General features: G+C 60.5%; 19 protein-coding genes. 13 read left to right on the top strand and 6 right to left on the bottom strand.

Annotation, left to right across the window (positions count from 1 at the left end; translation table 11 throughout):
• Positions 1-153 precede the first annotated feature (153 nt).
• The 4 genes from ACT6QH_RS03770 to ACT6QH_RS03755 form a co-directional block, all read right to left on the bottom strand.
• Positions 154-1,287 carry an aminomethyl transferase family protein gene (locus ACT6QH_RS03770; protein ID WP_444973476.1) on the bottom strand — a complete coding sequence of 378 codons (1,134 nt, stop codon included), beginning with the start codon at positions 1,285-1,287 and terminating at the stop codon, positions 154-156.
• Between the two features lie 82 nt (positions 1,288-1,369).
• Entirely contained in the window at positions 1,370-2,410 is a 1,041-nt protein-coding gene (locus ACT6QH_RS03765; protein ID WP_444973475.1) for a heme-dependent oxidative N-demethylase family protein, read from the bottom strand.
• A gap of 14 nt (positions 2,411-2,424) precedes the next feature.
• Positions 2,425-3,384 (bottom strand): PDR/VanB family oxidoreductase, encoded by a 960-nt coding sequence (locus tag ACT6QH_RS03760; RefSeq protein WP_444973474.1) that lies wholly within the window; start codon positions 3,382-3,384, stop codon positions 2,425-2,427.
• The gene (locus tag ACT6QH_RS03755) at positions 3,381-3,989 is read right to left on the bottom strand and encodes a dimethylamine monooxygenase subunit DmmA family protein (protein WP_444973473.1); all 609 of its coding nucleotides are present in this window, start codon (positions 3,987-3,989) and stop codon (positions 3,381-3,383) included. Before ACT6QH_RS03755 ends, ACT6QH_RS03760 begins: the two co-directional genes overlap by 4 nt.
• A gap of 625 nt (positions 3,990-4,614) precedes the next feature.
• On the opposite strand from ACT6QH_RS03755, the gene ACT6QH_RS03750 reads away from it, so the two are divergent.
• The 8 genes from ACT6QH_RS03750 to ACT6QH_RS03715 all read left to right on the top strand — a co-directional run bounded on the left by ACT6QH_RS03750 (position 4,615) and on the right by ACT6QH_RS03715 (position 15,547).
• Positions 4,615-5,265 (top strand): helix-turn-helix domain-containing protein, encoded by a 651-nt coding sequence (locus ACT6QH_RS03750; protein WP_444973472.1) that lies wholly within the window; start codon positions 4,615-4,617, stop codon positions 5,263-5,265.
• A 279-nt stretch (positions 5,266-5,544) separates the two neighbouring features.
• A complete protein-coding gene (locus tag ACT6QH_RS03745) occupies positions 5,545-6,468 on the top strand; it encodes a class II glutamine amidotransferase (protein WP_444973471.1) in 924 nt (307 codons plus the stop codon).
• A gap of 42 nt (positions 6,469-6,510) precedes the next feature.
• The gene (locus tag ACT6QH_RS03740; protein WP_444973470.1) at positions 6,511-7,197 is read left to right on the top strand and encodes a GltB/FmdC/FwdC-like GXGXG domain-containing protein; all 687 of its coding nucleotides are present in this window, start codon (positions 6,511-6,513) and stop codon (positions 7,195-7,197) included.
• Between the two features lie 27 nt (positions 7,198-7,224).
• A complete protein-coding gene (locus ACT6QH_RS03735) occupies positions 7,225-8,553 on the top strand; it encodes an FMN-binding glutamate synthase family protein (RefSeq protein ID WP_444973469.1) in 1,329 nt (442 codons plus the stop codon).
• A 374-nt stretch (positions 8,554-8,927) separates the two neighbouring features.
• Positions 8,928-10,235 carry a type III glutamate--ammonia ligase gene (glnT, locus tag ACT6QH_RS03730; RefSeq protein ID WP_444973468.1) on the top strand — a complete coding sequence of 436 codons (1,308 nt, stop codon included), beginning with the start codon at positions 8,928-8,930 and terminating at the stop codon, positions 10,233-10,235.
• 277 nt (positions 10,236-10,512) lie between these two features.
• Positions 10,513-11,397, top strand: coding sequence for a formyltetrahydrofolate deformylase (gene purU, locus ACT6QH_RS03725; RefSeq protein ID WP_444973467.1), 885 nt, complete (start codon positions 10,513-10,515; stop codon positions 11,395-11,397).
• Between the two features lie 364 nt (positions 11,398-11,761).
• Positions 11,762-13,105 (top strand): trimethylamine monooxygenase, encoded by a 1,344-nt coding sequence (locus tag ACT6QH_RS03720; RefSeq protein ID WP_444973466.1) that lies wholly within the window; start codon positions 11,762-11,764, stop codon positions 13,103-13,105.
• Between the two features lie 87 nt (positions 13,106-13,192).
• On the top strand, positions 13,193-15,547 hold the full coding sequence (locus ACT6QH_RS03715; protein WP_444973533.1) for a trimethylamine N-oxide demethylase: 2,355 nt from the start codon (positions 13,193-13,195) through the stop codon (positions 15,545-15,547).
• A 66-nt stretch (positions 15,548-15,613) separates the two neighbouring features.
• Here the strand turns inward: ACT6QH_RS03715 and ACT6QH_RS03710 are convergent, their stop codons facing one another.
• Entirely contained in the window at positions 15,614-16,558 is a 945-nt protein-coding gene (locus ACT6QH_RS03710) for a GlxA family transcriptional regulator (RefSeq protein ID WP_444973465.1), read from the bottom strand.
• A gap of 113 nt (positions 16,559-16,671) precedes the next feature.
• On the opposite strand from ACT6QH_RS03710, the gene ACT6QH_RS03705 reads away from it, so the two are divergent.
• The 5 genes from ACT6QH_RS03705 (at position 16,672) to folD (ending at position 22,932) form a co-directional block, all read left to right on the top strand.
• Positions 16,672-17,925 (top strand): sarcosine oxidase subunit beta family protein, encoded by a 1,254-nt coding sequence (locus ACT6QH_RS03705; protein WP_444973464.1) that lies wholly within the window; start codon positions 16,672-16,674, stop codon positions 17,923-17,925.
• Positions 17,926-17,949: 24 nt separating this feature from the next.
• A complete protein-coding gene (locus tag ACT6QH_RS03700) occupies positions 17,950-18,201 on the top strand; it encodes a sarcosine oxidase subunit delta (protein WP_444973463.1) in 252 nt (83 codons plus the stop codon).
• On the top strand, positions 18,201-21,185 hold the full coding sequence (locus ACT6QH_RS03695; protein WP_444973462.1) for a sarcosine oxidase subunit alpha family protein: 2,985 nt from the start codon (positions 18,201-18,203) through the stop codon (positions 21,183-21,185). Before ACT6QH_RS03700 ends, ACT6QH_RS03695 begins: the two co-directional genes overlap by 1 nt.
• Positions 21,178-21,798, top strand: a complete 621-nt coding sequence (locus tag ACT6QH_RS03690) for a sarcosine oxidase subunit gamma (RefSeq protein WP_444973461.1) — start codon at positions 21,178-21,180, stop codon at positions 21,796-21,798. The genes ACT6QH_RS03695 and ACT6QH_RS03690 overlap by 8 nt, the downstream gene beginning before the upstream one ends.
• Positions 21,799-22,053: 255 nt before the next feature.
• Entirely contained in the window at positions 22,054-22,932 is an 879-nt protein-coding gene (folD, locus tag ACT6QH_RS03685) for a bifunctional methylenetetrahydrofolate dehydrogenase/methenyltetrahydrofolate cyclohydrolase FolD (protein ID WP_444973460.1), read from the top strand.
• Positions 22,933-23,154: 222 nt separating this feature from the next.
• On the opposite strand, the gene ACT6QH_RS03680 is transcribed toward folD, so the two are convergent.
• On the bottom strand, positions 23,155-23,397 hold the full coding sequence (locus tag ACT6QH_RS03680; protein ID WP_444973459.1) for an HP1242/YdcH family protein: 243 nt from the start codon (positions 23,395-23,397) through the stop codon (positions 23,155-23,157).
• Positions 23,398-23,475 lie beyond the last annotated feature (78 nt).

The following is a 23,475-nucleotide window of genomic DNA, read 5'->3' as shown; positions in this document are numbered from 1 at the left end:
TCAACTGGATTTACGCGTTACGGCGGAACACTCCCCTCAGAGTTTTTTTATTTCCCCTGAATGCGAAGCATCAGAGAGGAGCCGCAAATACTGGATCGCGACTTCCCGCTTTGGATCACACGCATCTTGTGGATGCTGTTCAGAATGAAAGGCTCAGCCCTTGGCCGTGCGCTTCTTCTTGTCCGGGTCATCGAAGGGCAGCGTGTGGGCCACGGCCTTGATGGCACCGGAAGCATTCCGCACTTCCAGTTCCGTGCCGGGCACGGCACACGCCACTTCAAGGCGGGCAATGGCCATGGATTTCTTCACCAGAGGCGAATACATGCCACAGGTAGCGACACCCACCTGTCTGTCGCCCTGGAACACGGGCGCCCCTTCATCGGAAGGCTCCGTGCCTTCCAGAAGCAGGCCGAAGATCTTGAAGCGCTCCTGCCCCTTGAGGCGGTAATGTTCTTCTGCCCCGCGGAAACCGATTTTGCCTGGACTGACGGTAAATTCCAGCCCCAGCTCCCACAGCGTGTCGCCCGGCCCCTCATCGGAGAACGGATATTTCTGTGAATTATCATATGGATAGAAAAGAAGGTAGCTTTCCACCCGCAGCATATCCAGAGTGGTGAAGCGACAGGGAATAATGCCCAGATCCGCCCCCTCTTCCAGAATCTTGTCCCACAGCGCTACGGCATCCTGCGCCCGGCAAAAGATCTCGTAACCCCGCTCGCCCGTATAGCCGGTGCGGGAGATCATGACCCCATAGCCGAACAGACGTGTCTGCATGTGATGGAAATAGGGAAGATCCCGAATACCGGGTACATGACGCGCGAGGAAATCCACCGCCAGCGGCCCTTGCAGAGACAAATCATGCAGATTGTCATCAAAGCGGATGGAGACATCGCGCCCCATGGCTGCCTTCTGCAACTCTTCATGGGCCGTGCCGCTGCCATGCACGATCATCCAGCTATTGGTGCTGATGCGATAGATGATGCAATCATCGGTAAACTTGCCAGCCTCATTCAGCATACAGGCATAGGCTGATTTGCCGGGATAGATCTTCTCCACATCGCGCGTGGTGGCCAGGTCAATCACATGGGCCGCATGTGCGCCGGTGATGTGCACCTTCTTGAGGCCCGACACATCCATGAGACCGGCCTTGGTGCGGATGGCCAGATATTCCTCCTCCTGATCCTTGTCATAGGTCCAGGCGGTTCCCATGCCGCTCCAGTCCTCCAGCTTGGAGCCGAGGGCCCGGTGACGGTCGGCAAGGGCGGAAAATCTCCAGGTTGCGCTCATTCTTCAGTTTCCATCCAGTTTCATGGAGTTTGCCCCTCTCCCGGAGAGGCTGTTGCGTTGTGCGGATGCGTTTTCCGAGGGGCTATTCCGGCGCGCATCCCGGCGATGTCAGCGCGCCGTCATCAAACTGCGAGAGCCACTGCACGATCTTGGGGCGATTGGCGGCGATGCCCTTGTAGTCCGCCAGCGGCTGAGGCAGATCACGCAGCACGCGATGCAGGCGACGCGCCCATTTGGGCTTGGTCACCAGATCATCCAGACGGATGAGGTAGCAACGGATAGAGAAGAGCAGCGCATTGGAACGCGGCATGCGCCACATGGCCTGTAACTCCACGCGCAAATGCAGCTTCTCGCCCACATTTTCGGGGGTGACAGAGGCCTTCTCGATGCCCCAGCGCGTGTAATTCTCCGGGCTGGTATCCAGACGCGGATTGACCGTCATGGTCCAGTTGAGCCGTCGCACCGGCTGGCCCTGCTGCACATTCAGCAGAAACTTGAGCGCCCGTTCGAACACACCCAGATCATGCGCCATCGGCACCGGCGCATGCCATTCCATGAAATTCATGCCGATATTGAAATCCAGAGACCAGTCCGCCTGGGTGGTCACCATGCCGGCGTCCATCCACAAATTGTCATCGCGCTGGTCCAGCAGGGCAAAATCGCCCTGGCACTGGCGGGTGATATATTCCATGGGGCCACAGGGCAGCGTAGCCGTCTCACCGAACACAAAGCGCTGTTCCAGACCCAGCGGACGATTGATCCAGTGCCAGTGGTCCCCATCCCGGTTCAGGGTGAAATGCTCCGGATAATGCTGGGCCATGGAGGTCATCAGCAGTTCCAGCAGATCCCACTCGGCGGCAATCATATGCGGGAGAGACTGGCAGCGTAGCGGGTCTTCCTTCAGAACAAGGGCCCTGTCCTGCATCTCCGCAATGTAGTGTTCGTCAATATCAATAGGGAATTCCGTCACCGCATTGGCTGGGCCGGGATTATGCTGCTCGATATTGACCGAATACATATATTCGTCACGATCGAACGGAAACGGAAAGCGGTTGATGGCTTCCGGGCTGTTGCGGAAACTGTAGTCCCCGCGGAAGGTTTCCGATTTGAAGGAGATCGTCACTGTGGTGCCTCCGCTCACAGATCGAGCACAAGTTCGCGGCCCTTGAGGCGCGACATGCAGATCATGATTTTCTCACCGCTCTCGCGTTCCGCTTCGGTGAGATAGTGATCGTGATGGTCCAGCCTGCCATCGGCTTCGAGAACCTTCGTCTCGCACTGGCCGCAGGCACCGCCCCGGCACAAGCAGGGCGCATCAACCCCGGCCTCTTCAATGGCTTCCAGCAGGCTCTGATGCTCACCAACCGCGATGGTGAGACCAGAACGGGCCAGCCGCACCTGAAAGGGCGTACCTCCCATGGGGGCGAGGAAACGCTCGGCATGCAACGCGCCTGCCGGCCAGCCTTCAGCCTGGGCATCCGCCAGAACGCCATCAATCAGGCGCTCCGGGCCGCAAACATAAATATGTGTTCCCAGAGGCTGATGGCGCAGCGCGGTGGAAACCGAGAAACGCTCGCCCCGGCTGCTCACATACAGGCGCACCTTGCTGCCATAGCGCGCCACCAGATCTTCAGCGAATGCGCCATAACAGGGCTCGCGCATGGCGTAATGCAGCTCGAAAGAGGCATTTCGCGCAGCCAGCTCCGCCGCCATGGCATGAATGGGCGTAATGCCGATGCCCCCCGCCACCAGCACATGATGCCGGCCGGTATGGTTGACTGGAAACAGATTCAGGGGCGCGGACATGCAGATGCGGTCGCCCACCTTCAACCCATCATGCACGAAGATAGAGCCCCCGCGGGAGGTGGAGGAGCGCTGCACCGCCACCTCATAATCTCCCCCTTCCAGAGTCGAACCAAGCAGGGAGTAGGCGTTGCGAAAAATCCGCTCGGGAGCCTTCAGGGTCAGCACCACATGAGCACCGGCGGAATAAGGTGGCATGGGCTGGCCATCCGCCCGCGCAAAACGCAGCCTGCGCACACCGCTGGCCACCTCATCCGCCCCCTTCACCACCACATCAAATTGATTCACGCTCATGCCCGGCACTCCACATTCGGCAGCACTTCCGCCGGAGGCAGATCACCGGGCGCTTCGGCATCAATCACCACACCCATGAAAGCGCCCAGCCGACGCGAATAATGATCGCGCACCAGCAGATGCGTGCCGCAATGCACGCAGGTGACCGGGCTTTCAGTCACCTCATCCATGAACCCCTTGCAGTGCACACACTGCACACGGCGTGCGCTGTTGCCGCGATGCTCCATCTGGATGGCGTCGCCCTCCAGACCGGCCGCAAGGGCGATGGCCAAGGCCTGCCCGATGAAATCTTCCGGCCCGGCCAGATAGAGGCGGCTCGCCATGCCTGCCCCAGCCAGAACGGCGCGCAATTTCACGAAGGCCGTTTCCCGCGTGGGCCGTACATGCAGGGCATCAGCCCCCAGCCCTTCCAGGCGTACCAGCGCCGCAGCATCATCCGGCCGCGCAATGCCAATCATGATGGTGCGCTCCAGCACCTCGCGCTGGCCGGAGAAGGCACCCTCGACCGCCTCAATTCCGCACCCTTCCGCAAGGGTGATGTGACATCCGGCCTGTAGCACCGGCTGTAGCCGGCCATAGAGCGGACGGCTCTTGATGAGAGTCATGCTTGACCTCCAGGCAATGCCAAAAGGTTTCGACCGGAAGCGCCCAACCGGACGCAAACGCTCACGAGCGCCTGCCCTTGCACAGAGCAGACAGAAGAATGAATGGTGGAATATGTGCTTGTCTTTCAGATAAGACAGAAACGCGCTCAATATCTGAAGCACAATCCCGCATCAGACGCACACCTCACAATATATGAAGTATTCGTACTGCTGTGATCCCGCATGACACTTATGCAGCGCCAATATGAGGATGATGCGGGCGGCAGACGGAGCTTGTCAAAACATTTTATCCAGCAGAAACAAATTTTCTTTATTGTGCTATTTTTAAGAGCAAGCTGCCTGCCAAATTGACGGCATTTTGCTTGCGCCATGGGCAGTTCTGGCCATCAAATGCCAAGTGAAAGCGCAAATGCCTTCTTGCAAGGCGGCAATATCAAGCTATCCGGCCCGACCCTGTCATGTGTCTGGCGAAAAGCGCGACCTCATACTTTTGCGCCAGCAGATCGCGGGTGCCCCTGCGCACATAAATGCTTTAGGCTGACCTCATTCACGACAGGAATACTCCATGAGCAGTCACGCCATCAGGGCGCCCAAAACCCGAAAAAACAACGCGTCAGCTACAGCCATGGATGATGAAGCCAAGGCCAGACTTCAACAAAACCCCCACGCTGTTCGGGAAAAAAAGGTCAGCAATCTCGAAACAGCCATTGGCTATGAGGTGCGCCAGCTCCGCAAGAATCTGGGCATCACCGTGGCGGAGCTGGCTGCGGCCACCGAGCTTTCCGTGGGCATGTTGTCAAAAATCGAGAATGGCAACATCTCCCCCTCTCTCACCACCTTGCAGACCCTTTCCCGCGCCTTGGGAGTGCCGATCACGGCACTGTTCAAGGGCTTTGAGGAAAGCCGTAGCGCTGTCTTCGTGAAGGCCGGAGAAGGCGTGCAAATGGAACGGCGCGGCACGCGCGCCGGGCATCAATATAATCTGCTGGGCCATATTGGCGGCAACACCAGCGGCGTAACGGTGGAACCCTACCTCATCACCCTCAGCCACGATTCCGATGTATTTCCCACCTTCCAGCATTCCGGCATGGAGTTCATCTATATGCTGGATGGAGAGGTGATCTATCGCCACAATGAAAACCAGTATCATATGCAGGCGGGCGATAGCCTGTTCTTTGATGCGGATGCGCCGCACGGGCCCGTCGAGCTGATCTCCCTGCCCGCAACCTTCCTCTCCATCATCTGCTATCCGCAGGGCCGCTCCGATTCAGACTGATGCGCCCCCTCAACAGGAAGCGGACAGACACCACACGCCCTTTACCAGCTTTCATGCCCGGCCCGCTGATGCAGCAGGCCGGGCTTTTTGTTTTCTGCCCTGAATTTCCACACCATCCGCCTCTCATTTTGCCTCGCATCTCGGCAAATACCGGCGCGCAATTGAGCAGGCTGCGCAAATATATGCCACAGAGGAATATTTGTTTCTTTTCAGTTGAATTTGTTTCCCGTCCGGGGCATATCAAAATCATCAACTCCTCGGACGAAAGGCATGTCTCCCATGTGCGGCATCGTTGGGCTGTTTCTGAAGGACAAGGCGCTGGAGCCCAAGCTCGGCGCACTTCTGTCCGAGATGCTCGTGACCATGACGGATCGCGGGCCAGACTCCGCCGGCATCGCCATTTATGGCGGCGCGGCTGATGGTACGGTCAAGATCACCATCCAGTCTCCCACCCCTGAAACTGATTTTGCTGATCTGGCTGAAAAGCTGGCCACGGCAGGCTTTCCGGGGATAGCGGTGGAAACGAAGAGCACCCACGCCGTGCTCACCGTGCCCGCTGACAAGTTGGATAAGGTGCGCGCGGCGCTGGCCGGCATTTCCCCTTCCATCCGCGTGATGGGCGTGGGCGAAAGCGTCGAAATCTTCAAGGAAGTGGGCCTGCCCAAGGATGTGGTGGCGCGCTTCCAAATCGCCTCCATGTCGGGCAGCCATGGCATCGGCCATACTCGCATGGCGACGGAATCCGCCGTCACCACCATGGGCGCGCACCCTTTCTCTACCGGGGCAGATCAGTGCCTGGTGCATAATGGTTCGCTCTCCAACCACAACAATCTGCGGCGCGAACTGGTGAAGCGCGGCATGTCGTTCGAGACCCAGAACGACTCCGAAGTCGCCGCCGCCTATCTCACCGACCAGATGAATGGCGGCAAGGATCTGGGTGAGGCGCTGGATAGCGCGCTGGATGATCTCGACGGTTTCTTCACCTTCGTGGTGGGCACCAAGTCCGGCTTCGGCGTGCTGCGCGATCCCATCGCCTGCAAGCCCGCCGTGATGGCCGAGACGGACCAGTATGTGGCTTTCGGCTCGGAATATCGCGCCCTGGCCGGCCTGCCCGGCATTGAAAAGGCCCGCGTGTGGGAGCCCGAACCGGCGACGGTCTATTTCTGGGATCATGAAAAGGCAGCCCAGGACAAAGCCGCCTGAACCGCCCGCGCAGCCATAAAATTCCAATACAAGGGCTTTTCCATGCCTGTCTTCAACCTTTCCACCACGCCCCTGCGCGCGCTGAACGAAGCGCTTCACTCGGTGCCGGAAGGCAGCAGTGAAACCGCATTCGAGGTCACCAATCCACGCGGCAGCCATGCGGTTGCCGTGGGCATCAAGGGGCCGCTTTGCGTCGAGGTGCAGGGTTCCGTCGGCTATTACTGCGCCGGCATGAATGATGGCGGCACAGTCACCGTTCATGGTTCGGCCGGCCCCGGCGTTGCCGAGAACATGATGTCCGGCACGGTCACCATCGAGGGGGATGCCTCACAATATGCCGGAGCCACCGGGCGCGGCGGCCTGCTCGTTATCAAGGGCAATGCGGCCTCACGCTGCGGCATCTCGATGAAGGGTATCAATATCGTGGTCGCTGGCAATATCGGCCACATGTCCGCCTTCATGGCGCAATCCGGCAATCTGGTTGTTCTCGGCGATGCCGGTGATGCGCTGGGGGACAGCCTCTATGAGGCCCGCCTGTTCGTGCGCGGCTCAGTGAAAAGCCTGGGTGCGGATTGCATCGAGAAGGAGATGCGGCCCGAGCATCTTGAAATCCTTGCGGATCTTCTCGCCAAGGCCGGCATCACCCATGTGAAGCCTGAAGAGTTCAAGCGCTACGGCTCCGCCCGCAAGCTCTACAACTTCAATATCGACAACGCAGACGCCTACTGAGCGCGGTGAAGAGCCAGGAGAACGGCCATGAGCTATTCCAACCCCGTTACGCCCCCGCGCAAGTCCGCCACTTTTGACGACTATGCGATGGCGGAAATCCGGCGCGCTGCGGCCACCGGCATCTATGATATTCGCGGCGGCGGCGCAAAGCGCAAGGTTCCGCACTTTGATGATCTGCTCTTCCTCGGTGCGTCCATGTCGCGCTACCCTCTGGAAGGCTATCGTGAGCGGTGCGACACTACGGTGACTCTGGGCACCCGTTTCGCCAAGAAGCCCATTACGCTGGCGACCCCCATCACCATTGCGGGCATGAGCTTCGGCGCCCTGTCCGGCCCCGCCAAGGAGGCGCTGGGGCGCGGCGCCACCATCGCCGGCACCTCCACCACCACCGGTGATGGCGGCATGACGGATGAGGAGCGCGGCCATTCACAGACGCTGGTCTACCAGTATCTGCCCTCCCGCTATGGCATGAACCCGAAGGATCTGCGCCGGGCGGACGCGATCGAAATCGTCATCGGCCAGGGCGCGAAGCCCGGTGGCGGCGGCATGCTGCTGGGCCAGAAGATCTCCGATCGCGTGGCCGAGATGCGCACCCTGCCCAAGGGCATCGACCAGCGCTCATCCTGCCGCCACCCGGACTGGACCGGCCCTGATGATCTTGAAATCAAGATCCTCGAACTGCGCGAGATCACGGATTGGGAAAAGCCCATCTATATCAAGGTGGGTGGTGCGCGCCCCTATTATGACACCGCCCTTGCGGTAAAAGCAGGCGCAGATGTCATCGTGGTGGATGGCATGCAGGGCGGCACTGCCGCCACCCAGGATGTGTTCATCGAGCATGTGGGTATGCCCACTCTCGCCTGTATTCGCCCTGCCGTTCAGGCGCTTCAGGATCTGGGCATGCATCGCAAGGTGCAACTCATCGTCTCCGGCGGCATTCGCTCGGGTGCGGATGTAGCCAAGGCGCTGGCGCTGGGTGCGGATGCGGTCGCCATCGGCACGGCCGCTCTGGTCGCCCTCGGTGACAATGACCCGCACTGGGAAGCCGAATACCAGAAGCTGCACACCACAGCCGGCGCATATGATGACTGGCATGAGGGCAAGGACCCGGCCGGCATCACCACGCAGGACCCGGAACTGTCCAGGCATCTGGACCCGGTTCTCGCGGGTCGGCGTCTCGCCAATTATCTGAAGGTGATGACCCTGGAAGCTCAGACCATCGCCCGCGCCTGTGGCCATAACGATCTCCACAATCTGGAGCCGGAGGATCTCGTGGCCCTCACGCTGGAAGCCTCTGCCATGGCGCAGGTGCCCCTGGCCGGCACAAGCTGGATCCCCGGCAAGAACGGCTTCTGAGCCGGGTGAAACACGGCAGGCGAAGGGCCCATCCCCTCGCCTTCCTCTCGGCCCTGGGAGCCTCATCTCCGGGCCATGGCGGGCGCATGATAGAGCCTTTCGGTTCTGCTGAACCGACACCCGCCCAACACAAGACGGCACGGTTCCATAACAGGGTCGCGCCGTCCTTCCAGAAGAAAGGGCAGGCATGCCCGGCCTGAAACACCGCGTGTTGGCCCGAAACTTGCGTTTCTTCTGATTCAGCGCCTGATCTTTCAGGCGCGCCACAGGAATGATTTTTTGAACCCTTCACCACCTGCGACGCACTGTCGGCGCGGGACGGATGAAGACTGCCTTGAACACAGCGCATCAACGCCAATTGAGCAGGGGCCGTCATGACCATGGATCTGTCTGCTTATGCCGCCGAAAACGGCATCAAATATTTCATGATTAGCTATACAGACCTGCTCGGTGGACAGCGGGCCAAGCTGGTCCCGGCAGAAGCTATTGCGGATATGCAGAAAAACGGCGCAGGGTTTGCCGGCTTCGCCACCTGGCTGGACCTGACCCCGGCCCACCCGGATCTGTTCGCCGTACCGGACGCCCCCTCTGTGCTGTCGCTACCGTGGAAGCCCGGCGTAGCCTGGGTCGCTGCGGATTGTGTGATGGAGAACAAGCCTGTCCAGCAAGCGCCCCGCGTGGTGCTGAAGCGCCTTGTGGAAGAGGCCGCAGCCGAGGGCCTGCGTGTGAAAACTGGTGTAGAGCCGGAATTCTTCCTCACCACACCGGATGGCCAGCGCATTTCGGACCCGCATGATACCCACGAAAAGCCCTGCTACGACCAGCAGGCGGTGATGCGCCGTTACGATGTGATTGCCGAAATTTGCGATGCCATGCTGGGGCTGGGCTGGAAGCCCTACCAGAACGACCATGAAGACGCCAATGGCCAGTTTGAGATGAACTGGGAATATGATGACGCCCTCGCCACGGCGGACAAGCATTCCTTCTTCAAGTTCATGGTCAAGTCCATCGCCGAGAAGCACGGGCTGCGCGCTACCTTCATGCCCAAGCCATTCCAGGGGCTCACCGGCAATGGCTGTCATGTCCATATTTCGGTGTGGAACCTTGACGGCACCGCCAATGTTTTCGCCGACAAGTCCATGCCCTTTAGCCTCTCCGAGCAGGGCAAATACTTCCTCGGCGGCATCATGAAGCATGCCTCGGCACTGGCGGCCATCACCAATCCCACGGTGAATTCCTACAAGCGCATCAATGCTCCGCGCACCACATCCGGCGCAACCTGGGCTCCCAACTCGGTGACATGGACCGGCAATAACCGCACCCACATGGTGCGCGTGCCCGGCCCCGGCCGCTTTGAGCTGCGGTTGCCTGATGGGGCGGTGAATCCCTATCTGCTACAGGCTGTAGTCATCGCCGCCGGCCTTGATGGCATCCGCACCAAGGCCGACCCTGGCCCGCACTATGATATTGATATGTATCGCGAAGGCCACAAGGTGACAGGTGCGCCCAAGCTGCCGCTCAACCTCCTCGACGCCCTGCGCGAATATGAGAAGGATGAAGGGCTGGTGAATGCCATGGGACAGGATTTTTCCAGCGCCTTCATCAAGCTGAAATCCGGCGAGTGGCAGAGATTCTGCAATCACTTCACGGATTGGGAGCGCGAGACCACGCTGGACGTGTGAAGACCACCGGGCGAGGCTGAGAACACCTCGCCCGAACTGCCTTGCTCTTCTTGGGAATGCCCCAGCCAGAAGAAGTTCAACTTGGCAGCAACTTTTGCGCGCCCCGCCTCTCCTGACACACAATGCGCACATCAGGCACAAAGTGTGCGCCTCAAACCGCCTTGCCGGAAGCCTCACATCCAGAGGCCCCGTCGCCCTGAGGCCTTGTCGCCTATGGCCTGGCCTTCATATCCGAGCCCGTATCACCCGGCAGCTTGCGCCTTTCAGGAACCCACCCATGAGCCAATATGTTCTGACTGTCACCTGCCCCGTCCGCCGGGGCATCGTTGCCGCCATTTCCACTTACCTGGCCGAAAAAGGCTGCAATATCGTCGACAGTGCCCAGTTTGATGATGCCGATACCAGCCGCTTTTTCATGCGTGTGGGCTTCAACTCCCAGGAAAGCGTAGCGCTGAAGGAGATCGAAGAGGGCTTTGCAGATATCGCCCCGGCTTTCGATATGGATTTCGCCTTCCATGACAGCGCAAAGCGCATGAAGGTCGTCATCATGGTCTCGCGCTTCGGCCATTGCCTCAATGACCTGCTCTATCGCTGGAAGATTGGCGCACTGCCCATTGATATCGTGGCGGTTGTCTCCAACCATCTGGATTATCAGAAGCTGGTGGTGAACCACGACATACCATTTTACCATATCAATGTCACAAAGGCGAACAAGCCTGAAGCCGAGGCCCGCATCATGGATGTTGTGGCCCAGACAGGCGCCGAGCTGATCGTTCTCGCCCGGTACATGCAGATCTTGTCAGATGCGATGTGCCAGACCATGTCCGGCCGCATCATCAATATCCATCACTCCTTCCTGCCCAGCTTCAAAGGAGCGAACCCCTACAAGCAGGCCTATGGCCGCGGCGTGAAGTTGATTGGCGCTACCGCGCATTATGTGACGGCAGATCTGGATGAAGGGCCGATCATCGAGCAGGATGTCGCCCGCATCACTCATGCGCAGAGCGCTGCGGATTATGTCTCCATCGGCCGGGATGTGGAAGCGCAAGTGCTGGCGCGGGCCATTCATGCCCATATTCACCACCGCGTCTTCCTGAATACAGACCGTACCGTTGTGTTCCCCGCCAGCCCCGGCGGCTACGCTTCCGAACGCATGGGCTGACCTCTCCCCCCTTATCGTGGTGCCCTGCGCCCGCGTGCCGGCTCTATTGCAGTTGCAATATGGCCCGGCGCGCGGGTTTTTACGTTTCAGGAGGTCATCGGAGAGGAATCGGCCTCTGCCTCAAAACTGGTCGCCGCCAAACGCTGAGGTATCGCACCCGTTACTGACATCACCACAAGGAATGAAAGGCCGCTCAGTTTTTCACCTGACGACTGCTTCTTAAGCAGCAGAATGCTGATAAAAGAATCAAATAATTTTCTGCTAAAGAATAATATTGACCTGCAAATATATTCCATTCCTACTTGGTCCACAGGATTGAACCAATTCTCGAAATCGGTCCATGCCACTGAGGAGAATGGAGCATATGACCAAGCGCGTTGCCATCATCGGCGCGGGTCCGTCAGGTCTCGCACAGCTTCGGGCCTTCCAGTCCGCCGCCCAGAAGGGAACTGAAGTTCCTGAAGTTGTCTGCTTTGAAAAGCAGTCCAACTGGGGAGGCTTGTGGAACTACACATGGCGCACCGGGCTCGATGAAAATGGAGAGCCTGTCCATTGCTCCATGTATCGTTATTTGTGGACCAATGGCCCGAAGGAAGGTCTTGAGTTCGCCGATTATTCCTTCGAAGAACATTTCGGAAAGCAGATCGCTTCCTACCCACCCCGCGCCGTGATGTTTGATTATATTGAGGGCCGTGTGGTGAAAGCCGGCGTGCGCGATATGATCCGCTTCTCCACCGTGGTGCGTTATGTCGATTATGACGCGGATGCGGATGATTTCACCATCACCGTCCATGATCTCGTGGAAGACCATGTCTACAAGGAACGGTTTGACCATGTGATTGTCGCATCCGGCCATTTCTCTACGCCGAATGTGCCGGAATATGAAGGTTTCGCCAATTTCAACGGCCGCATTGTCCATGCCCATGACTTCCGCGATGCGCGTGAATTTACGGGCAAGGATGTGCTGCTCATGGGCTCGTCCTACTCAGCGGAAGATATTGGCTCCCAGTGCTGGAAATATGGGGCGAACAGCGTCACCACCTGTTATCGCTCCGCCCCCATGGGTTTCAAATGGCCCGCCAACTGGGAAGAGAAGCAGGCTCTCGTCAAGGTGGAAGGCCGGACAGCCCATTTCAGGGACGGCTCCACCAAGGACATCGACGCCATCATTCTGTGCACCGGCTACAAGCACTATTTCCCCTTTCTGCCGGATGATCTGCGCCTGAAGACGGCCAACCGCCTCGCCACTGCCGATCTCTACAAGGGCGTGGTGTGGGTGAACAATACGAAGCTGTTCTATCTGGGCATGCAGGACCAGTGGTTCACCTTCAACATGTTCGATGCTCAGGCCTGGTATGTGCGTGACATCATTCTCGGCCGCATCAAGATCCCCGCCGAGAAGGAAGTGCTGCTGGCGGATGTGCGGGAACGGGAGGCCCGCGAGGAGGCTTCCGACGAGGTGAAATACGCCATCAAGTATCAAGGGGATTACGTGAAGGAACTGATTGCGGAAACGGATTATCCGTCCTTTGATGTCGATGGAGCCTGCGAGGCCTTTTGCAAGTGGAAGAAGCACAAGGCCGAGGACATTATGGGCTTCCGCAATAACTCCTACCAGTCGGTCATCACCGGCACCATGGCCCCGCTCCACCACACCCCGTGGAAGGATGCGCTGGACGATTCCATGGAAGCCTATCTTCAAAACTGAACCCCCTCCTGCATCCGCCCGTGCTGAGTCGGCCATGGGCGGGCCTGCCGTGACCTCATGGAGGTATGGATGTCCGAGACGACCCCAATGGGCCTTTTTCATCCCGGTCCGCCGCGGGCCAGTCATGCCCGGCGGGTTACGGCCTATGGCCTTTCGCCAACGCAGGAGCGCTATCGCGTGCCAGCGGCAGGGGCCATCATGGTGCAGCTCCATGCCGGAGACCGCATCACCCTCATCAATGATGAAGGAGGCCAGCGCTGTGAAGTGCTGGCCGCCCGCCCCGATGGGCAGGTGGATGTTGGCCTTCTGGGGCTGGAGGCTGGCGGCCCGGCGGAAGGGCTCTGCGCTCTTCTGTCTTCCGGCTTGCCGGGGCTCAACCGCCTGGCCGCAGGGCTGGGCGCCCGCAATATCCGGCTTGCGGATGCCCGCGCGGCCCATCTGTTTGATGCCGGCAGCACTGTTGGCGAAACGGCCGACGCCACGGCGCAGGAGACATGCTGGCTGGTGGTTGCGGCCCCCGGCGATGTGATGGATTTCGAGGCGCAGAATGCCGCCACGCCCCTCACCCTTTACATCACCCGCGCCATGGCCCGTCCGGCCGGCAGCTTCGCCCTGCCCGACCCGCTCGCGGACCCCATGCTGGATCTGCGGGTGAAATCCGCCACGGCTGAATCCTATCTGGTCAAGGCTGGTGACTACATCCAGATCATTGATGTGGATGGCCGCCAGTGCACCGATTTCCAGTGTTTTGACGCCAGAAAGGTGGAGCGCGGCCTGTTCAATCCGCTGGATGTCACCAGCACCCGCACCATTTTGCACCACAATTACCCCATGCCCGGCCTGCATGCGAAATATTACGATCAGGACAATCAGGCGCTGGTGGAAGTGATACAGGATACGTGCGGGCGGCATGATTCCTTCGCCACGGCCTGTTCAGCCAAATATTATGATGATCTGGGCTATCCCGGACACGCCAACTGCACCGACAATTTCAACGGCGCGCTGGCTACCCACGGCATTCCGCCACGGGCCGGCTGGATGGCCACGAACTTCTTCTTCAATACCGGGCTGGATGCCCATGGCGTGCTCTATGCCGATGAGCCATGGTCCCGCCCCGGAGATTATGTGCTGATGCGGGCGCTGACAGATCTTGTCTGCGTCTCATCCGCCTGCCCCGATGACACTTCCGCAGCCAATGGCTGGAACCCCACGGATATTCACGTGCGCACCTATGCGGCGGGCGAACGCTTCCAGCGTGCCAGCGCATGGCGCCCGACCCCTGATGCCGAGCCCATCATGACGCGCGAAACCGCTTTCCATCAGAAATTCTCAGAACTCACCCGTGATTTTGTCGAGTATCGCGGCTTCTGGCTGCCCAACAGCTTCCCCGGATGTGATCCGGTTGAGAGCTACTGGGCCTGCCGCGAAGGCGTCGTGGTGATGGACCTCTCCGCCCTGCGCAAGTTCGAGGTGACAGGCCCCGATGCCGAAGCCCTGCTGAACTGGGTGCTCACCCGTGATGTCAGCAAGCTGGGCCATGGACAGGTGGTCTATTCGGCCATGTGCTACCCCCATGGCGGCATGATAGACGATGGCACGCTGTTCCGCCTCGGTCCGCAGAACTTCCGCTGGATCGGCGGCAGCGATGAAGGCGGCGTGTGGATGCGGGAAGAGGCAGCACGCCTTGGCCTCAATGTCAGCATCCGCTCTTCCACGGACCAGATGCACAATATTGCCGTGCAGGGCCCCAAATCACGCGAACTGATGAAGCAGATCATCTGGACCCCGCCGCACCAGGCTGCACTGGAAGAGCTGGGCTGGTTCCGCTTCACGGTGGGGCGCATTGGCGGTGAGCATGGCGTGCCTGTCGTGGTCTCCCGCACCGGCTATACGGGTGAACTGGGGTATGAAATCTTTTGCCATCCAAAGGATGGCGCAGCCGTGTTCGATGCAGTTTGGGCGGCTGGCCGGCCTCTGGGTATCAAACCCATGGGCCTGGCCGGGCTGGATCTGGTGCGCATCGAGGCTGGCCTTGTTTTTGCCGGCTATGACTTCTCCGATCAGACTGACCCGTTCGAGGCCGGAATTGGCTTTACTGTGCCGCTCAAATCCAAGACCAGTGATTTTGTCGGTCGCGAAGCCCTGCTGCGCCGGAAGGAGCATCCGGCCCGCAAATTTGTTGGCCTGCTAATGGATGGACAGGAAGCCATCAGCCATGGCGATTGCATTCGCATCGGCCGGGCTCAGGTCGGCGAGGTCTGCTCGGCCATGCGCAGCCCGCGGGATGGGCAATGGATCGCCCTTGCCCGGATGGATGTGGCCCACGCCACGCCCGGAACGGCTGTTGAGGTGGGCCGGCTGGATGGACACATCAAACGGCTGGCCGCCACCGTTTCGGCCTTTCCCCATTACGACCCCAAAAAGGAGCGCCCGCGCTCCTGATTTGGCGCAAGGATTGAAGCTGCCTGCAATGTCGGCCCACGGGCCGGCATTGTTCTGGCTTCGTACTTATTGTCGCTCCTGCCGGGGGGAGCAGGCATATTTGCGGCGATAGGCGCGTGAAAAATGGCTGGCGCTGGCGAAACCTGTCGCCACGGCGATTTCCGTCACCGGAAGATTGGTCTGGCGCAGCAATTCCCGCGCACGTGTCAGGCGAATACTCTGATAATAAGCCTCCGCACCGACGCCTATATGCTCGGCAAACAGCCGATCCAACTGGCGCAGGGAAACACCTGCGCTCTCGGCCAACTCCTCACGGCTGGCTGGCGTTTCGATACGGCCTTCCATCAGGTCAATGATGCGCTCCAACCGTGCATTGCGCACCCCCAACCGCTCTGGCAAGCCCAGCCTTTGGCCGCCTTCACCGGGGCGCACATGAGCTTGCAGAAACCAGTCTCCCACCGCACGCGCCAGAGCGAAGCCATGTGCTTCGCCAATCACATGGTGCATCATGTCCAGCGCCGCGACGCCACCCGCACAAGTGAGACGGTTCCGGTCGACCTCGAACAGCGATGAGCGCAGATCCACCTTTCTGAACTGCTCGGCAAAGGCCGCCGCATGTTCCCAGTGCACCGTGGCCCTGTATCCATCCAGCACGCCGGCACGGGCCAGCAGATAAGGCCCGGCGGAAACTCCGCCCAGCGTCAGCCCCCGCCGCGCCATGGAGCGCAGGCCATGCCACAGGCGCGCATCATCAAATACCGCCGGATTGCCCCCGGCGCAGACAATGATGGTGTCCAGCCCCTCCAGATCATCCAGCGTGCCATCCACCGCCATCAGCAGCCGGTTGGAAGCCCCCACCGGGGCGCCATCCACCGAGAGATGCCGCCAGCCATAAAGCTCGGCCCCGGCAATGATATTGGCCGCGCGCAACGGCTCCAGCGCCGAGGCGTAGGACATCAGCGCGAAGCCCGGCAGCAGGACAAAACCGATTTTTGAAACTTTCCGCATCATGACGCTGAAGATCAACCAAACGTCGCCTTGAGGCAAGTGCGTGCCTGAAATTGCATCATGCTCAAAACAACGCCGGTTTTATCCGGCTCGTTTAGAGAGGCTGCCGGCTTCCCATGCGCTACAATTTTCTTTCCCTTGCCGCCAACGCCCTCTCCGGCCACCGCTCCTGGAAGCCGGCTTGGCGCGATGCAGCCCCCAAATCCACTTATGATGTGGTGATTATTGGTGGCGGCGGCCATGGCCTCGCCACGGCTTATTATCTGGCCAAGAACCACGGCATCACCAATGTCGCGGTGATTGAAAAGGGCTGGATCGGCTCCGGCAATGCGGGCCGCAACACCACCATTATCCGCTCCAACTACATGCTGCCGGGCAATTCTGCTTTCTATGAGCTGTCCATGAAGCTGTGGGAAACCATGGAGCAGGATCTCAACTACAACACCATGGTCTCCCAGCGCGGGGTTCTGAACCTCATCCATTCCGATGCCCAGCGCGACGCTTTCGTGCGCCGGGGCAACGCCATGCGCCTTGAAGGCATTGATGCCGAACTGCTCTCGCTGGAACAGGTGAAGCAGATGGTGCCCTTCCTCGCCTATGACAATGCCCGCTTTCCCATCAAGGGCGGGCTCATCCAGCGTCGCGGCGGCACCGCCCGGCATGATGCCGTGGTGTGGGGCTATGCCCGCGCGGCAGACCGGCGCGGGGTGGATATCATCCAGAATTGCGAAGTCACCGGCTTTATCCGCGATGCCAAGGGTGCCATCACCGGCGTGGAAACCACGCGCGGCTCCATCCGGGCCGGCAAGGTGGGTATGGCGGTGGCGGGCAATTCCTCCCGCGTCGCGGCGATGGCGGACCTGCGCCTGCCCATCGAAAGCCACGCCCTTCAGGCTTTTGTGACCGAAGCGATCAAGCCGCTGCTGGATACGGTCGTCACCTTTGGGGCGGGGCATTTCTATGTGTCGCAATCCGACAAGGGCGGCCTTGTGTTTGGCGGCGATATTGACGGCTACAACTCTTACGCCCAGCGCGGCAACCTGCCCACGGTAGAAGATGTATGCGAAGGGGGCATGGCGCTGATGCCGGCCATTGGCCGTATCCGCATGCTGCGCTCCTGGGGCGGCATCATGGATATGTCAATGGACGGCTCGCCCATCATCGACCACTCCCCGGTTGAAGGGCTCTTCATGAATGCCGGCTGGTGCTATGGCGGCTTCAAGGCCACGCCCGCCTCCGGCTATTGCTTCGCCCACCTCATCGCCACCGGCCAGCCCGCCCCTGAGGCCGCCGCCTACAGGCTCGATCGCTTCGCGCGTGGCGCAATGATCGACGAGAAGGCGCAGGGCGCCCAGCCAAACCTTCACTGAACCACCAGACTGCGAGAGATCATCATGCGCATTCCATGCCCATATTGCGGATCCCGTGATCTGCGTGAATTCACCTATCTGGGTGATGCCGAAGCCACAGGTGATGTGTTTGAGCGCACCTATCTGCGCACCAACCCCATGGGTCGACACAAGGGCTACTGGTATCACGATAATGGCTGCCGCTCCTGGCTTCTGGTGGAGCGCGACACCAAGACCCACGAGATCCATGACGTCCGCCTTGTGCGCGCCACCCCTGTCACCAAGGAGGCTGTGTGATGACCCAGACCCACCGCATCGCTGGCGCAGCAGCTCAGTTCCACCAGATTGACCGCAACCAAAGCCTCAGCTTCGCCTTCGATGGCCGCCGCATGACAGGCTATGAAGGCGACACGCTCGCCTCCGCCCTGCTGGCCAATGGCGTGAAGCTCGTGGCGCGCTCCTTCAAGTATCACCGCCCGCGCGGTATCCTCACAGCTGGCCCGGAAGAGCCGAATGCGCTGGTGGAACTGCGCGAAGGTGCCCGGCGCGAGGCGAACTGCAAGGCCACCACAGTGGAGTTGTTCGACGGCCTCTCCGCCCAGAGCCAAAACCGCTGGCCCAGCCTTGAAAATGATATTGGCGCGGTGAACGGCCTGTTCTCACCCGTCTTTGTTGCCGGCTTCTATTACAAGACCTTCAAGTGGCCCTCCGCCTTCTGGGAGAAGGTGTATGAGCCCTCCATCCGCAAGGCCGCCGGCCTTGGCCGTTCCGCCGGCCTGCCGGACCCGGACAGCTATGAGAAGGCCTTCGCCTTCTGCGATGTGCTGGTCATCGGCTCCGGCCCGGCTGGTCTTGCAGCAGCGCTTGCAGCCGGGCGTTCCGGGGCAAGGGTCATTCTGTGCGAAGAGGATTTCCGCCTGGGCGGCCGCCTTCTGGCTGAAAGCGGCGATGAGATTGACGGCCGGAATGCCAATGACTGGCGCATCACCACGCTCAACGAGCTGGAAAGCCTGCCGAATGTCACGCTGATGCCGCGTACCGCCGTTTATGGCGTCTATGACAGCGGCACCTATGGCGCTATCGAGAAGGTAGCGGACCATCTGCCCCAGCCAGCCGCGCACCAGCCGCGCCAGCGCCTGTGGCAGATTGTGGCGCGACGCTCCATTCTGGCGGCGGGTGCTCTGGAGCGCCCTCTGGTCTTCTCCGGCAATGACCGGCCTGGTGTGATGATGGCCTCCGCCGTGCGCAGCTATGCCAACCGTTTTGGCGTGCTGGCCGGTAAGCAGGTGACCATCTTCACCAACAATGACAATGGCTGGCGCACGGCCTTCGATATGGTGCAGGCGGGTGCGAACATTTCCGCCCTCATCGACACCCGCGCGGATGTAGATGCCGCGCTCTCCTTGCGCGGCAAGGCGGCTGGGCTGAACATCATTGCCGGCGGTCGCGTTGTCACCACCAATGGCGGCAAGGCCCTGAGCGAAGTTATCTTTACGGATGCAAAGGGCGCGAAGCAGAATGTGAGCGCGGATGTGCTGGCCATGTCCGGCGGGTTCAACCCCATGCTGGCGCTCACCACCCATACCGGGGCGCGGCCGGTATGGAATGATGCACTCGCCACCTTCGTGCCCGGAGGCCTGCCGGCCGGAATGCAGGTGGTGGGCGCGGCGCAAGGAGAGTTCTCACTCGCTGAGGCTCTGCGTGGTGGCCATTCGGCCGGGCTTGAGTCAGCATCCGCCTGCGGTCACAACGCTGCGGCCGGAGAGCCAGCCATGGCGCCAGACGAAGACTATCACATCACCCCCATCTGGCATGTGGATGGAGGCAAGAAGGCATTTGTGGACTTCCAGCACGATGTGACGGCTTCGGATATCACCCTCGCCCATCGCGAAGGCTACCGCTCCGTTGAGCTGCTGAAGCGCTACACCACGCTGGGCATGGCGACGGATCAGGGCAAGCTCTCCAATATCAATGGCCATGCCATCATGGCCGAACTGGTGGGCAAGCCCATGATGCAGGTGGGCACCACCGTGGCCCGCGCACCTTCTGTTCCGGTGGCCATCGGCGCATTTGCCGGCCATTCGCGGGGCATGGAATTCAAGCCCACGCGCCATATTGCCGGCCATGCCCATGCGAAGGAGCTGAACGCCACCTTCATCGAAACCGGGCAGTGGCTGCGTCCGCAATGGTATGCCCGCCCCGGCGAAAGCGAGTGGCGCGACAGCGTGAACCGCGAGGTCACCACCACCCGCACTGCCGCCGGCATCTGTGATGTCTCCACGCTGGGCAAGATTGACGTGCAAGGCACGGATGCGGCTGAATTCCTCAACCGTGTCTATATCAACGCCTTCGCCAAGCTACCCGTGGGCAAGGCCCGCTATGGCGTGATGCTGCGTGAAGATGGCTTCATTCTGGATGATGGCACGGTGGCGCGCTTCGGCGAGGAGCAGTTCGTCGTCTCCACCACCACGGCCAATGCCGGCCGCATCATGAAGCATCTGAACTATTGCGCTCAGGTGCTATGGCCGGAGCTGGATGTGCAGATCGCCTCCATCTCCGAAGCCTGGGCGCAATATGCGGTTGCAGGCCCCCGCTCGCGTGAGCTGTTGCAGAAGCTGCTGGGAGAAGCCTTCGATCTTTCAAACGAGGCTTTCCCCTTCATGGGCGTGGCGGAATTTGAATGGGCCGGCGTGCCGGTGCGTCTGTTCCGCATCTCCTTCTCTGGCGAGCTGGCTTATGAAATCGCCGTGCCAGCCAATTATGGCGAGGCGCTCTCGCGTGCGCTTCAGGCCGCTGGCCAACCTCTGGGGGCCTGCTTCTATGGCACCGAGGCGCTCGGCGTCATGCGTATCGAGAAGGGCCATGTGGGCGGGCCGGAAATGGTTGGCACCACCGCGGAAGATGTTGGCCTGGGCCGCATGATGTCCACGAAGAAGGATTTCATCGGCAAGGCGCTGGCCTATCGCGAAGCCATGGTCGAGCCGAACCGCCAGCGGCTTGTGGGCCTGCGCCCGGTGGAAGGCGGCAAGCCTCTGGTGGGTGGTGCGCATCTTCTGGCAAAGAACGCCACCCCGACCACCGCGAACGATCAGGGCTATGTCACCTCCGTCACATATTCCCCCAACCTGAAAAGCTGGCTGGCGCTGGCGCTGGTGAAACGCGGGCCGGAACGCATTGGCGAGCGTATGCGGGTGGTGGATCTGCTGCGCAATACCGAGGTGGAAGTGGAGCTGTGCTCCCCCGTCTTTCTTGATCCTGAAGGAAGCAAGCTCCATGGCTGAGAATATCATCACCCCACTCGCCCCCATCTCCGCCTTTGCCGGAGCCATTGGCCGGGCGCATTTCTCCGCAACCGGCGCTGCCATCATCAGCGAACGCACCGGACTGGGCCTCGCCACCGTGACCGTGCGCAAGGGTAAGCTGGAGGCGCTGAAGGCTGCCCTTGCCGCCCATTACGGGCTGAACCTGCGCGATGGCGCAAAAGTCTCCCGCAGCCATGAGCTGGTTCTGGTGGGCACCGGACCGGATAGCTGGCTGGCCCTACAGGAAGGTGGCGGCTGGGCTTTCGCAAAAGATCTCACGGCGAAACTTTCCGGCTTTGCCTCTGTAGCAGACCAGTCTTCCGGCTATGGCGTGGTGCGCCTGTCCGGCCCGGCCGCCCGCTCTGTTCTGGCCAAAGGCGTGCCGGTGGATCTGCACCCCAACGCCTTCAGGCCGGATGATGCGGCCGTGACGCTGGCCTCCCATATCGGTGTCATTCTTTGGCAGGAGCCGGGGGAAACGCCGGAAGAGACGCCTGTCTATGACATGGCCGTATTCCGCTCCTTCGCGGAAAGCTTCTGGCACTGGCTGGCGGAGAGCGCCGCCGAGTTCGGCCTGAAAAAGGCGGGCTGACCTCAACCAGCACCGCCCTTTCTGTCCTGCCTCACAAGATTCCGGATGGCGCCACTCATCTCGCGCCATCCGGGTGGCTTCAGCCTTGCCGCCTGCTGCCGACCGATCCAACCGGGCTGAAGCACAAAGATGCCCCCGGCTTCCGTCATGATGCGCCGGGCTGTTGAGCCGGCCGCGTGGCGTCTGCCCCGCATATCCTCTCAGATCTTTTATCGACCGCGAAGCATGTCGCAGAATCAGAATGAGGCCCCTTCCATGACGACCATCATTGACGGCAAAGCCGTTGCCGCAGCCCTGCGCGCAGATGTGGCGAAAGATGCCATCGCCTTCACCGGCAAATATGGCCGCCGACCGGGACTGGCCGTGGTGCTGGTGGGGAATGATCCGGCGAGCGAAGTCTATGTCGGCTCCAAGGTGCGCCTCACCCGTGAGGCCGAGATGAGCAGCTTTGAGCACCGCCTCCCGGCGGAGACCTCCGAAGCTGATCTGCTGGCGCTGGTGCAGAAGCTGAATGAGGATGACCTTGTTGATGGCATTCTGGTGCAACTTCCCGTGCCCCGCCATATCGATTCAGGGAAAGTGATCCAGGCAATTGACCCGGCCAAGGATGTTGATGGCCTCCACCCGGAAAATGCCGGCCGCCTCATGGCTGGCCTGCCCGGCCTTGCCCCCTGCACGCCTCTGGGCTCCATGCTTTTGATCGAAAGCGTGCAAAAGGATCTCAGCGGTCTTCATGCGGTGGTGATTGGCCGCTCCGTTCTGGTTGGCAAGCCCATTGCGCAGATGCTTCTTGCCGCAAATGCCACGGTGACCATGGCGCATTCCCGCACGAAGGACCTGCCTGCAATGTGCCGCTCGGCAGATATTCTGGTTGCCGCAGTGGGCGTGCCTGAACTGGTGAAGGGTGATTGGATTAAGCCTGGTGCCATCGTCATTGATGTCGGCATCAACCGCCTGCCGCCCTCCGAAGGAGCCAACAAGGGCCGGCTTGTCGGCGATGTGGCATTTGATGAGGCGAAAGTCCTGGCTGGCGCCATCACTCCCGTACCCGGCGGCGTCGGCCCCATGACCATTGCCTGCCTGCTTCAAAACACCCTGACTGCCGCCCGTCGCCGCGTGGGTGCCACCGCCTGATATTTCAGAACCACGACGTCGGACCCGCCTCAAACAAAAGACCGCCCATTCATGGCCCCGTCTGCATGCCCTCCCTGTTCCAGAAACAAGGCATGCAGACGGGGCCATTTGGCTTTTAGGCAGGACGATCTGGCTGGCGACCATCTCAACCTCTGGAGCGGACATGAAAAAGCCGCCCCAGAGGGGCGGCTTATCATGAATATCGGCCGTCTACAGAAGCGCTCAGCCAGCCTTGGCCAAGGTCGTCGCAATCTGATCCTTCAGCGCCAGACGACGCTTGCGCAGCGCTGCTTCAGCTTCCTCGGTGATGGTGTCGATCCGGTTTTCCGCACGATGAATCTGATCGTTCACTGCATCATACTCATCGAGGATACCCGCAAAATGCGCATCCTTCGCCTTCAGCGCATGGATCGCCTCCAGCTGACCGGGAAACTCTTCACCCAGAGTATGCGGGGTGTTGGACATGTCCTATCCTCCTTGAACAGAAAACCACTTTAGGCGGTTACACTGGCCAAGCGCTTGACCTCAATCAAGAGTCACAGC

This window comes from Haloleucobacter albus (assembly GCF_052492075.1).
This window is presented reverse-complemented; position numbering and strand designations above follow the sequence as displayed.